Source organism: Acinetobacter sp. C32I (genome assembly GCF_023702715.1).
Taxonomy (GTDB): Bacteria; Pseudomonadota; Gammaproteobacteria; order Pseudomonadales; family Moraxellaceae; genus Acinetobacter.
The window spans coordinates 2,537,380-2,549,757 of record NZ_CP098480.1 but is presented as its reverse complement, the minus strand read 5'-3'; the positions used below and the strand labels follow the sequence as shown (position 1 = coordinate 2,549,757).

At 42.7% G+C, this 12,378-nt stretch carries 10 protein-coding genes; 2 read left to right on the top strand and 8 right to left on the bottom strand.

Annotated elements, in window-relative coordinates:
• The first annotated feature begins 5 nt into the window (after window positions 1-5).
• Window positions 6-2,210, top strand: coding sequence for a TRAP transporter large permease subunit (locus NDN13_RS12125; RefSeq protein ID WP_251115643.1), 2,205 nt, complete (start codon window positions 6-8; stop codon window positions 2,208-2,210).
• A gap of 82 nt (window positions 2,211-2,292) precedes the next feature.
• Here NDN13_RS12125 and NDN13_RS12120 read toward each other — a convergent pair whose 3' ends face one another.
• The 3 genes from NDN13_RS12120 to NDN13_RS12110 form a co-directional block, all read right to left on the bottom strand.
• A complete protein-coding gene (locus tag NDN13_RS12120) occupies window positions 2,293-3,048 on the bottom strand; it encodes a DUF2314 domain-containing protein (RefSeq protein ID WP_251115642.1) in 756 nt (251 codons plus the stop codon).
• A gap of 59 nt (window positions 3,049-3,107) precedes the next feature.
• Complete coding sequence (locus NDN13_RS12115) at window positions 3,108-3,995, bottom strand: DMT family transporter (protein WP_251115641.1); 888 nt, start codon at window positions 3,993-3,995, stop codon at window positions 3,108-3,110.
• A gap of 91 nt (window positions 3,996-4,086) precedes the next feature.
• The gene (locus NDN13_RS12110) at window positions 4,087-4,866 is read right to left on the bottom strand and encodes an AraC family transcriptional regulator (RefSeq protein WP_251115640.1); all 780 of its coding nucleotides are present in this window, start codon (window positions 4,864-4,866) and stop codon (window positions 4,087-4,089) included.
• 117 nt (window positions 4,867-4,983) lie between these two features.
• Here NDN13_RS12110 and NDN13_RS12105 point away from each other — a divergent pair, with 117 nt between their 5' ends.
• On the top strand, window positions 4,984-5,898 hold the full coding sequence (locus NDN13_RS12105) for a DMT family transporter (RefSeq protein ID WP_251115639.1): 915 nt from the start codon (window positions 4,984-4,986) through the stop codon (window positions 5,896-5,898).
• Window positions 5,899-5,948: 50 nt separating this feature from the next.
• Here NDN13_RS12105 and NDN13_RS12100 read toward each other — a convergent pair whose 3' ends face one another.
• From NDN13_RS12100 to rnr, 5 genes are all read right to left on the bottom strand, one after another.
• On the bottom strand, window positions 5,949-6,404 hold the full coding sequence (locus NDN13_RS12100) for a hypothetical protein (RefSeq protein WP_251115638.1): 456 nt from the start codon (window positions 6,402-6,404) through the stop codon (window positions 5,949-5,951).
• Window positions 6,405-6,414: 10 nt separating this feature from the next.
• Window positions 6,415-6,621 (bottom strand): YheV family putative metal-binding protein, encoded by a 207-nt coding sequence (locus tag NDN13_RS12095; RefSeq protein ID WP_004657752.1) that lies wholly within the window; start codon window positions 6,619-6,621, stop codon window positions 6,415-6,417.
• A 38-nt stretch (window positions 6,622-6,659) separates the two neighbouring features.
• Window positions 6,660-8,699: a M3 family metallopeptidase gene (locus tag NDN13_RS12090; protein WP_251115637.1), complete on the bottom strand. Its 2,040-nt coding sequence runs from the start codon at window positions 8,697-8,699 to the stop codon at window positions 6,660-6,662.
• Window positions 8,700-8,790: 91 nt separating this feature from the next.
• The gene (locus NDN13_RS12085) at window positions 8,791-9,648 is read right to left on the bottom strand and encodes a VanW family protein (RefSeq protein ID WP_251115636.1); all 858 of its coding nucleotides are present in this window, start codon (window positions 9,646-9,648) and stop codon (window positions 8,791-8,793) included.
• A gap of 45 nt (window positions 9,649-9,693) precedes the next feature.
• Window positions 9,694-12,129 carry a ribonuclease R gene (rnr, locus tag NDN13_RS12080; RefSeq protein ID WP_251115635.1) on the bottom strand — a complete coding sequence of 812 codons (2,436 nt, stop codon included), beginning with the start codon at window positions 12,127-12,129 and terminating at the stop codon, window positions 9,694-9,696.
• Window positions 12,130-12,378: the final 249 nt, after the last annotated feature.

The following is a 12,378-nucleotide window of genomic DNA, read 5'->3' as shown; positions in this document are numbered from 1 at the left end:
TAGACATGCAAAATGATCAAGAGAATAAGACTGGATTAGCCCGGTTAGGCTATATCTGGAATGACTGGATATCAACCTTCATTATTCTTGCTTTGTTGCTAATGACTTTGCTTATTGGTACAGGCGAAATGATTCACGGTCAGATGCTTCGTATGGGGGAGCGTTTATACGGTGATCAAACAACAGGGATGCAATACTCGTTTTTACGTGCTGAACCTGAAAAACCATCTTGTGATCGACATCCAAACATTGATGCACAAGTTCAAGCGCAGATGAAAGCCAATGCTGCCGATGAATTTGCAAGTATGTTTGGTGCAGCTTCTGAAGCTGATGTACGTGCGTCTTTATTGGCAGCACAACAACAGTGTGAAGAAAAATATCAATTCTATGATAAAGCCATGAAGCACTTGGAAGCGCATCCAAGTATTCGGACCTATCGTAAAGTTGAAACCACTTTCTTTGGTATCTTTAAATTAGGTTCTGAAAACCAAACTGTTATTTTGTTGGTAATGGTATTATTCGCTTCAATTACAGCGTCTTTACGTTATCACCACATTGGTTTACGCGCACCAAAAACCAAAATTGACTTCCGTGTTTATTCGGCGTTGATGGTTGCAGGTAATGCTCTACTTAGCTACTCCGTTGTCAGTCAATATCATTCAGTATTGAATTCAGGGGTTGAGGTTGCGGGTAAAACGGCAGTTTTATATTGGCTGTGGATTGCACTGTTTGTGTCTCTGACCATTATCAGTATTTTCCAGTTCATCTTTATTCCAAAAACAGCACAGCCGAAAGGTAACTTTGGTTTAGCCTTACTCAGCGTGCCGTTGTATGCCTTCATGTCTTTGGTGACAGGGATTGTATTTACCTTCTTCATGGATTATCCAATGGGGCAAGGGATTTACTTGGGCATCTTGGTTGAGTTCTCGGGTATTTTCTTAAATCTGGCCTTGTTCATTTGGGCAGGTATGTTACTGACCCAAACACGCGTGATGGATTTATTCTTAAATATCTTACGTCCGTGGAACTTAGCGCCAGAAACCTTAACTTGGTTAATCTTGATTGCAGCAGCGATTCCAACCGCTTATACAGGTGCTTCGGGGATTTTCGTTATTGCAGCGGGTGCGATCATCTATAAAGAAGTCTGGAACTCGGGTGCACGTCGTCAATACGCTTTAGCCGTATCGGCAATGTCAGGGTCATTGGGTGTGGTGATTCGTCCATGTCTATTGGTTATCTTGATCTCGATGCTCGATAGCCGTCATGTGACATCGACTGAATTATTTGATCATGGTATCTATGTATTCTGGTTAACCGCATTCATTTTCCTCGGTGTTTCATTGATTCTTGCCGAAGAGAAATTCCGTGTGAACTCACCTAAAATTGCTGTACCAGGGATGTTACGTGCCTGTGTACCAGTGATTCCTTATGTGATCATCGGTTTTGCTGTGGTGATGTTCTATAAGCTTGCTTTAGATACCTCAATCAACGAATTTACTGCGCCAATGATTTTACCGTTGGTGTTGATTGCCATGATCTTGTTTGACAAGTTATTTGCCTCAAAACTTGCGCCTGCGCCAGTGGTGGATGCGAAGCATGAAGCATTGGTTCGTGAGCATGAGAAAAAATCTGAGTTCTTGAAATCACATGATCCACACGGTAGCAAGAGCTTTGGTTTTGGTGGTGCACTACGTTTTGCAACCTCAGAAACAGTGGGGCACATCGGTGCATTAATCCTGCTGATGGCTTTGTCTGCAAGCGTGGGTGGCCTAATCGAACGTGCTGAAGTGGTTGAGTTATTACCGACTCACTTGGGCAATATCTATATTTCGCTTGCCTTCATTGCGTTGTTACTTGCGATTATTGGGATGACCACCGATCCATTCGGTGCGGTGATTCTGGTTGCTGCAACGGTTGCACCTGTTGCTTACGAAAATGGTATCCATCCGATCCACTTCTGGATGATCGTATTGGTGGCATTCGAGTTTGGTTATGTAACGCCGCCTGTTGCCCTGAACCACTTGCTGACGCGACTCTCCGTCGGGGATGAAGAGGTCTCGGCTGCTGATAAGGAAGCGAAAGAGAAATACACCAGTTTCTACTTCCGCTATGAGCGTTGGTTATTGCCGATTATCGTCTTGTTCTCATCGTTGGTGTTGGTGACCTATGCGCCGTATATCTTCCAGATGTTTGGTTGGTATAAGCATTAATTATTGAAACCCAAAAAAAAGCACCTTCGGGTGCTTTTTTATTTCTGTATATCAAACAGGAGTTGTTAGATGGAGATGCAAGTTATTCTAATACGTGTGCAATATTTTCCCATCCCATTTTATGCGCGAGGTCTAGGGCGGTCATAGATTGGTTATTTAGAGTTGATGTATCTAGTTTCAGTTCGAGTAATGCTTGAATGAATAAGAAATTACCCGCAATGGCTTCGCGGTGTAATAGTTGATTACCACTTTCATCTTTTTCATGAAGTACGCCTGGGTTGCTTTGGATAAAGTTTAAGAAACTATCTAGCATTTTCCCACACATGGGGTGTTCAATTAAGTTCTCTGGGTGTGCCTCTTGATCATAGACATATAAGATTTTATTGGGATCGCCAAAATTTATTCCCCAAGCCTCATCATATTCTTTTCGCTCAGCATCATTTAATTGCTTACGATATTCTTGAATTGTAAAGCCGCCATAGACTTGATCTTGAGTTAGAAACATCCAATCCACGATAGCTTCAAAGGGGCGTGCAACATTTTCACCTGCTTGTACATTATTGATCTCGTTTGGTTGATTCATCAACTGACCCGAAATGGTTGTTCCATCAAAATCAATTTGGTCGATCCACATATACTCAACTAGAGGCGAATCGGGCGAATCAATCTGTTCTTGTGTAAATGCACATTTAACATAAGCAAGATCAAAAGCAGGAACGATTCTGCGATATTCCCAATACAGCTCCCGCCAAAAGTATTTAAAGGTCTGTTGAGCTTTTTCGAAGGCTAAGATCATTTCAGGGGATTCATTTGCAAAAATAGTATTTGTTATGTTCATCGATTTGAATTGTCCGCATTGCGATTGTTATGAGTTTATCGAAAAGAGGGAACGTATTCTTAACCTTTGAAGCGCCATTTCTTATCTCTTTGTGTCAGAGGGCTACATAATAAAATCGCTGAGAGAATAATGCAAAAACCAATCAAGCTATATAAATCAGGCACTTCATTCCACAGTAAAAAGCCCCAAAGTCCTGCAAAAATAATCGCGATATAGTTGACGGGTGCAATCTGTCCAGCAGGGGCAAGACGATAGGCATGCGACATAAAGATTTGGCTGACATTGGCCAGCACGCCCGCACCAATTAAAAACAATAATTCCTGTAAATGATAAGGTCGCCATACCCAAAACATTGGAATCACGGACAGCAAAGAACCAATCAAGCAGAAATAAAATACGATCCGTTCAGGGGGTTCGGTTTGGGTGAGGGCACGCACGGTGACAAAGGCCATTGAAGCCAATAAACTCGAACTGATGCCAACGATTGAAATCCAGTTCAATAAACCTTGATCAGGCTTAGCTACACAGAACACCCCAATAAATCCGAGCCCGGCGGCACAGAGCATCGCTGTGGTGATTTTTTCTTTGAGAAACAGCCAAGCAATCAATGGAATAAAAATGGGGGAAGAATAGGTAAACACCATTGCATTGGAAAGTTTTAAATGCGCAATGGCATAGAAAAAACCGTACATGGCAGCAAGCCCAACAACACTACGCCAGGTATGCATCCACAGTTTTTCTGTTTTTACAAAGCGGGTTCCTTGCTTGAAGATAAAAGGTAAAAACAGGATCAGGCCCACCACATTGCGGAAAAACACAATGGTGTAGTTATCGACTGTATGTGAAGCGTAACGAATACAAATGCCCATCACAGAAAAAAGTAGCGCAGAAAGAGTAAGGCAACCAATCGCCATTATCAGGTTGCGATTGGTGGGTTGAGCATCCATAGCGATTCGGGTATTGGGAGATTGTGCTTATTTTATGCTGCTGTGAAGATGAAAGGAATGAGATTCTTCACTCAATCTATGCTCAGGGCACTTAACTCAATGTGTCAGAGAATTGTTTAAGATAATCACTCGGTGTCATGCTGGTTTCACGTTTAAACATGGCACTAAAGGCACTGGGGCTGTCATAGCCCAAGTCTAAGGCCACATTTAAAACAGGTTTGTTCAGGGCCAAATCAATCATGGCCTGCATCAGTTTGGCTTGACGAACCCAATGGGAAAAATGCAGTCCAGTCTCTTTTTGAAAATGTCGCGCTAACGTTTTACTGCTGATATGCAGTTGTTCAGCTGTATCTTCCAGATTCCAGTTAAAGCTGAGATTGTCTTTGATTTGCTGACAAAGTTGTTGCAGGCGTGGGTTTTGAGGATCTGGCAAATTAAAGGCAAGAGCTGGTAATACCCGAACTTCGTCTAAGATCAATTGCAGCAGTCTTTCATTACGACTTTCAGGCTGGATGGCTGTTTTGATCTGCATTGCACTACTCATCAGCTCCCGTAGTAAAGCAGGAATGGCAACAACACGACATTCGGAACTCAGATGAGGTTGTGCTGAGGTTTCTATAAAAATGCCTCGGGCTTTGACATCACCGCTACTGAGTAGGGCATGCGGTTTATGCGCGGGAATCCACACGCCACGTCCAGGTGGGGTAATCCAGATGCCTTCGTGGGTTTGTACTCGAATCACACCGGATAGGGTATGAATCAGCTGGATTCGATCATGGCTATGCCAGTCCTCAATATGGCCATGGGGGTAGTTTTCTGAAAATGCATAGACTGGATAATCTACAAATCCATGTTCAAAGTTTTTCCCCATGTGTGCAATGTCCAAAAATAATTTGTCTATTTCTCGATAGTAGTCGTCTTATTGTCGAGAAACAATAGATTGATTATTTTTTAGCATGATCGATACCGCAATGTAGAGGTCTAGCCTATGTTTCAGAAAGCTTATTTTTATCCCTTATTCGCGATTTTATTTTGGGCGGGCAATGTGGTGGTGTCTAAAATGGCCAGTCATGCCATTTCGCCTGTCGCAATTACGTTTTATCGTCTGGTGTTGGCACTCGCCGTGATGAGTACCTTTGTGCTGATTCCAGTCTGGAACAATCGACACACCATCAAACAGTATTGGAAACAGTTGGCATTGGGTGGTTTTCTGTCTGTGTCTCTATTCCAGTTCTTGTCTTATCAGGCAGCATCCACCACCACAGCCACCAATATGGCGATTGTCACCGCCTTGATTCCTTTACTGACCATGATCTTAAGTAGTGCGATGCTGAAAGATCGGCTGAGCTATGGCATGTTGTTCGGAGGCGCTTTATCTTTTTATGGCATCTTGTATTTGCTGAGCCATGGTTCAATTACCGATATCTGGAAGCAAGGTGTACATTTGGGTGATGGTTTGATGCTCATTGCGGCGGCAGGCTATGCCTTATATGGTGTGTTACTGAAACGCTGGAAAATGCCGATCCCTGCGTGGCAATCGAATTTTGTGCAATCCTGTTTTGCGATTGTTTATGTCTTGCCATTTTTTATATTTTTGCCTGCTTCGCAGATGCAACTGAATCAACAGACCATTCCACTGATTGTCTATGCCAGTATTTTTTCATCGGTGCTGTTGTCATATTTATGGATAGAAGGGGTGAGACATTTAGGGCCGAATCGTAATAGTATTTTTATGAATCTATTGCCCTTATTTACGGCATTGATTGCGGTGGCTTTGCTGGGAGAGCATTTGCAGCTGTTCCACTATATAGGTGGTGGCTTAACCTTGCTGGGAATTTTGATTGCTCAAACCCTTCAGAAACCGATTCAACTGAAATCAGCGTCCAAACAGCTTCTGGATTAAAGATACGGGCAATAAAAAAGCTTTAACCGAGGTTAAAGCTTTTTTTAAGTTTAAGAATGCTTTTGAGCTGCAATCTGGGCTTCTAAAAGTTTGATCTGATCTTCTTTCAGCTTGAGCAAAGTATCCACATCGCTATTTTGCTGTTTCAAATCATGTTGCTGGTCTTGCAGTTGCTGATGAATATCATCCAGTTTGGCAATTTCTTCTTTTGCCAAGCTGTCATTTGCTGGCAGTGGTGCTTTTACAATCGAAGCTTCAACCAATTGGATCGGTGCAGCGACATCACTGCTCGCCGTTGTTACTTCCTCAACGGTTGCCGTTGCTTCAGTTGCTACTGGGGCAACGGTTTTTTCAGCCACAGGCTGAGTAGGTACAGATGTTGTGGCTTGCTGATCTTTTTGAGCTAAGAACCATTGGACAGCAAGGAACAGCACCACGACAATACTAATTCCACCAATTATCATCCATAATAATTTGGAATTTCCTGTTTGGTATGTGGACATCACTTTTAACCTTCTAGTCAAAATGACGAGGTTTGAACTGTATCACCCCAATTTCATCTGGCTCAGCGGGTTGCGCTTGTTCCACATGGGTTGGGCGTTTTTCGCTATAAGCACATTCGATACATTCAATCCACTCGTCATCCACAGTGATGATCTTAACGACACGATCTAAGGCCCCACATTTCGGGCATTTTGCGCCCGCGATGAACTGTCTTTTCATGTCAGTTAATTACACCCTGTGAACAATAATGACGTAGTTTAAGCGGTTTTATTGGTGTTCGTCCAACCTTGATGACGTAATAATGCATCTATTTTTGGTTCTCTTTTTCGGAAATTGCGAAACGCATCAAGCGCTGTATCTTTTCCGCCAACTGCTAGAATAAACTTTCTAAACTCTTTTCCAGTCTCGGTATTAAAAATACCTTCGCTTTCGAAACGATCAAAGGCATCACTGGCTAAAACTTCTGCCCATTTATACGAGTAGTAACCTGCAGCATAACCGCCTGCAAAAATGTGGCTGAAGCTGTGTTGAAAACGGTTATAAGGAACTGCTGGAACCACGGCAAACCTAGCACGAATATCATCCAGCGTGGCCTGAATTTGCTGACTGTTTAAGGCAGGTGCTTGACGGTGAATGCTCAGGTCAAACAGGGCAAACTCAATCTGACGCAAGGTTTGCATACCAGACTGGAAAAAACGTGCATTCAACAATGCAGAGAGCAATTCTTGCGGCAAGGTCTGTTTGGTTTCAGTGTGCTCGCTGAGTACATCTAAACTTTCATTGTCCCATGCCCAGAATTCCATAAACTGACTTGGTAATTCAACTGCATCCCACGCCACACCGTGAGTCCCTGCAACCGAGATGTTATCCACTTCGGTGAGCATATGATGTAAGCCATGACCAAACTCATGGAACAAAGTAATCACTTCATCGTGGGTCAGTAGCGCAGCTTGATCGCCAATCGGTGGAGTAAAGTTACACACCATGTAGCAAATTGGTTTTTGCAGGCCATTGGCTGTTTGAACACGAGAACGGAAACCGCTCATCCATGCACCACCGCGTTTGCCACTACGGGCGTATAAGTCGAAATAGAAACCACCGACCACTTGGCCTTGATCTTCAATTTCAAAATAGCGTACATCATTCTGCCACACAGGCGCTTGGCGTTCGATGATCTGGATCCCGTAAAGGCGTTGTACGATCTGGAATAAACCTTGAACCACTTTCGGTGCAGGGAAATACGGTTTTAGTGCTTCTTGAGAAAGATTGAACTGTTGTTGTTTCAACTTTTCAGAATAGTAGGTTGCATCCCAAGGTTTGAGTTCATCAATACCTTCTAGTTGTGCAATCGCTTTCAATTCTGCAATTTCAGCCAGTGCAGGCGTACGCGCATGTTCTGCCAGATCAACCAAGAATTTATCTACGGTTTCAACATCAGGTGCCATTTTGCTGGCAAGGGAATATTCAGCAAAGTTGTTAAAGCCAAGTAGTTGTGCCATTTCCTGACGTAAGCTCAGGATTTCTTCCATCACAGGGGTATTGTCAAATTCAGTTTGGTCAGATTGTTCTGAGGCACGGGTGACATAGGCCTTATATAGTTCTTCTCTTAATTCACGATCATCGGCATAGGTCATAATCGCAAAATAAGCAGGGAAGTCCAGTGTGGCAACGGCTTGCTCAAGCTCTCGTTGTTGTCCGTATTGTTTTAACAGTTCAACACTGCTTTGTGGTAAGCCTTTAAGTTGCGCTTCTGTTAGCGGCTTGAAGTAGGCTTGGGTGGCATCGAGTACATGGTTAGAGAAGTCAGAAGACAGCTGTGATAAACGTGCTGAGATTTCGGCATAACGTTTTTTGGCTTCGCCTTCCAGTGCAACACCTGACAGTTTAAAGTCACGTAAAGCCAGTTTAATCGCACTTTGTTGTGCTACGCTCAGCGTTTGAAATACGGCACTGTCATGGATCTGTTGATAGGTTTGGTACAACGGCGTATGTTGACCAAGCTGGGTATAGTACTCACTTAAACTCGGTAATAGGGCTTGATACACTTCACGGGTTTCCGCATTGTTCATCACGGCATTGAGATGCGACAAAATGCCCCATGACTCACTCATGTTGTTTTCAAGTTGATCGACTTCCGCCAAGATTGTCAGTTGGGCTTCAGAGCCTTGCGGGACTTCATTGAGTTGATTTAAGAAATTTTGACCGTTTTGAATGGTTTGTTCGATCTGTTGTTTTAAATCGGCAAGTTGAATTTGATCAAATTGAGGAACAGGAAGTGTTGCTTGCTGGAGTGTCATTGTATTTTTGCCATATTCATCTTTAAACATAGTTATAGATGTAGGGCTTAGCGAGGGAGAAATCAAGGTTGATTATGCAAATCTCATTGGATTAATTCATTTCTTCAATTGATGCAAACTGTGCATCAATATGGGCTGGTTCATACATGACCTTGGCAAAATTTTTAGTCACGCATTCTGTTGCAATGATTTCGCCACTTTTGTATTTTTCTTTTTTATGTCGCCAGATTTCATTTTGGCGGTAAAAGTTGGCTCCGATCTTAATAAAACGGTGTTTTTGTTCAAAGACATGATAAATGTAGCCCAGATCATGTGAGCAAAGTAATTCACCTTCAAGGCATTTTGAGGAAAACCAAAGGTTGATCTGAAAAGTATATTCTGTTGGATTATAAAACTGATAATCAATGTAGTTATAAAAAATAGCAGCACCACTTCCAAAAGGTAGAATCCGCCCCTGATCTGGAAATGGATCAAAAGAATGCTGTGAGCGCTGTATGACTTGCAATGGGCTATGTAGTACCAACCAATGAATTAAATTCGCAATTTGACAGATTCCTCCCCCAATCCCGCCACGAGCTTGCCCAAAACTAAGCTCCATACCCTCTACATAACCTTGTTTGATTGTTGGTAAACCAACGAGTTGACAGAAGGAAAAGGTTTCTTGGGGTTTGATCAAAATGGTAGAAATTTTTTCGCTTGCGATTTTTAAATTAATCACTTTATTTTTTTGCCAATGCTGTTCAGTGTCACCTAATTTACGAATTAGGACGGATTGGTGTTTCTTTACTCTAAATGTTAATGGATTTGAATCAAAACTTTGAGCGTATTGGCGACGATCTGTTTTCCATTGCACATAACGAAGGCCCCGCCTTATCCAAATCATGATGAAATAGAGGGCTGGGTGATATTGGCTGACGGGTTTTTTAAATAACAGGCGAATGAATTGCATTTTTAAAGGAGGGCAAGTTCATGACTGAACTTGCCCTCACCTGAATTAGTCTTGTTTAGCTTTCGCATTCGACTTTTTCTTTTTCACTTTTTTCTTAGCTTTCTCTTTGCTTTCAGGCTTGGCCGAAGCTTTTTTTGCAGGCTTTTTAGTATAAGAGCTTGGTTTGTTCTTATCCTTTTTCTTGCGTACAGGCTTCTCACCATCTTCACTGACTTTAGAGCTTGTCGATTGTGGTTTTCCAAATACTTCTTCAGTTGTTGAAGCACGCTTCGAGCTAGAAGGATTCGCAGTACGTGGTGCTTTCTGACGAATTACACGCCCCAAATGTGTCAGCTGTTGTACCAGTTGGAAGTCAATCTTACGTTCTTCCAGATTGACGCCTGCCACTTGAATTTTGACTTCATCACCAAGGCTGAATGACTGTCCACGATTTTGACCAATCAAACTTTGGCTGGCTTGATCATACAGGAAGAAGTCTTCACCGAGCTGGCTGACATGGATCATCCCATCGACGTACAGGTCTTTTAGGGTGACGAATAAACCAAACTCGGTTACTGCACTAATCACACCTACAAACTCATCGCCTAAATGCTGTTGCATATAATGGCATTTCAACCAAGTGGTCACGCTGCGTGAAGCTTCATCGGCACGACGCTCAGTTTGTGAGAAATGCTCACCCGCATCATCTAAAGCGGCACCAGACAACGGATAAACTTTTTTGTCCAGATAGGCTTTAATGGCACGATGTAACAATAAGTCTGGATAACGACGAATTGGTGATGTGAAGTGTGTATAGGCTTCATAAGCAAGACCGTAATGTCCTGCATTGTTGGCACCATAATAGGCTTGCATCATCGAACGTAACAGCACCGCATGAATACTTGGCGCATCTAAACGATCTTTGGTCGCTTCAATGACCGCTTGGTAATCAGCTTGAGTGGGCTGTTCTGGGAATGGCAAACCGAGCAATTTGACAAAATCACGCACTTTTTGAATACGCGAGAATTCAGGTGCCTCATGCACACGATACAACATCGGAATATCATGTTCTAATGCGTATTCAGCTGCGGCAACGTTGGCCAACAACATACATTCTTCAATCAGTTTATGTGCATCATTACGAGTACGTGGCAAGATTTCTTTGATGCCGCCTAACTCATCAAAGGTCATGTAGGTTTCAATGGTTTCAAATTCCATGGCATGACGTTTGGCGCGTAACTCTTTCAGCGTTTGATAGAGTTGGAATAAGGTATTCAGTGATTTATGAATGCTCTTATCTTCAGGGATGGCATCGGTTGCTCCCTCAAAATATTGTCCCACTTGGGTATAGGTCAAACGTGCCTTTGAATGCATAACGGCAGGGTAGAACTCATAACCTGTGACTTTACCTGCACGAGACAGTTTTAAATCGCAGACCATACACAAACGGTCAACATGTGGATTTAAAGAACATAACCCATTCGATAATGCTTCTGGCAGCATTGGCAAAACAAAGTGCGGGAAATAAACCGATGTACCACGATCTTCAGCTTCTTCATTTAAAGGCGAATCTAAACGGACATAATGGCTCACATCCGCAATCGCGACCACAACACGATAACCACCGCCTGCGCGTTTCTCTGCGAATACGGCATCGTCAAAGTCACGTGCATCTTCACCATCAATGGTGACCAATGGTAAGTCACGTAAATCGACACGACCTTTAAGGTCTTTTGCTGAAGGCTCTTTAAAACTTTCAGCTTCTTTAATGACGGCTTCAGGGAATTCATACGGCAAACCAAACTCTAAGATGGTCTGCGGAATAATAATCTCGGTATCGGCTTTGTCTGCCATCGATTGAACGATGTGACCTGTCGCCAGCTCTTCGCGGGTCGGGTAGTCATCAATCGCAACACGCAGCATATCGCCCACTTTGGCATTGGCGTGTTGAATCAGTTCTTTTTCGAGGGTAATCGGTTGATGCTGATTCGGATTGCTCGGCTGAATAAAGTATTCACCTTCATGTTCCGCCACTTTACCAATAATCTGTTTGACGCGACGTTGCACCACCTCAGTAATAAAGCCCCATGCTTTACCTTTACGGTCTACAGAGGTTTGACGGACTTTAACGCGATCGCCATTAAACACCAGACGTAACTCACGTTCAGGTAACAAGATATCATCCTGACCTGAGATATTGGCTGTACCTAGACCTTTACTATTGATATAGACCGTTGCTTCATGGCTCGGTAAATCGGTTGCAGGCTGGTATTTAAATCCATCTTTCATCAATTGCCCGTCGCGAACCATGGCACTTAAGCGATGATTCAAGGCATCAATACTTTTTTGATCTGGGATATTAAAGTGATCGACCAGTTCTGCATGAGATTGTGCAGTTTTTAATTGTTCTAGTGTAGTTAGAATAAGAGTTCGGCTAGGAATAGGATTATCGTAACGTTGTGCTTCTGCTTTTGCTTCGGGATCGGCCCAATTTTTAGTCATATCGTTTCATTTCACATCTGGCAGATCGGTTTAGCATAAGTCATTCAAACTCTAACTGCACGTTAAAGATTGCAAGATTCTGTTTATTGCGCCGATCTAAATAAAGGAGATAAGCCTATATTAACAAGCGTAGCGCTAAAAAATGCTGAAAAAATGCGAAAATTGATTAAAAAGTATTTGATCGAACTGAAAAAGCAGAAAAAAACAGGAACATCCCTTGTGTAATACGGTTTTAGTTTGTATTATTGC

What these genes read in the sequence shown, in the direction of transcription:
- NDN13_RS12125 (WP_251115643.1), top strand. Translation starts at nt 6, where the DNA reads ATGCAAAATGATCAAGAGAATAAGACTGGATTAGCCCGGTTAGGCTAT.
- NDN13_RS12120 (WP_251115642.1), bottom strand. Translation starts at nt 3,048, where the DNA reads ATGAACATAACAAATACTATTTTTGCAAATGAATCCCCTGAAATGATC.
- NDN13_RS12115 (WP_251115641.1), bottom strand. Translation starts at nt 3,995, where the DNA reads ATGGATGCTCAACCCACCAATCGCAACCTGATAATGGCGATTGGTTGC.
- NDN13_RS12110 (WP_251115640.1), bottom strand. Translation starts at nt 4,866, where the DNA reads ATGGGGAAAAACTTTGAACATGGATTTGTAGATTATCCAGTCTATGCA.
- NDN13_RS12105 (WP_251115639.1), top strand. Translation starts at nt 4,984, where the DNA reads ATGTTTCAGAAAGCTTATTTTTATCCCTTATTCGCGATTTTATTTTGG.
- NDN13_RS12095 (WP_004657752.1), bottom strand. Translation starts at nt 6,621, where the DNA reads ATGAAAAGACAGTTCATCGCGGGCGCAAAATGCCCGAAATGTGGGGCC.
- NDN13_RS12090 (WP_251115637.1), bottom strand. Translation starts at nt 8,699, where the DNA reads ATGACACTCCAGCAAGCAACACTTCCTGTTCCTCAATTTGATCAAATT.
- NDN13_RS12085 (WP_251115636.1), bottom strand. Translation starts at nt 9,648, where the DNA reads ATGCAATTCATTCGCCTGTTATTTAAAAAACCCGTCAGCCAATATCAC.
- rnr (WP_251115635.1), bottom strand. Translation starts at nt 12,129, where the DNA reads ATGACTAAAAATTGGGCCGATCCCGAAGCAAAAGCAGAAGCACAACGT.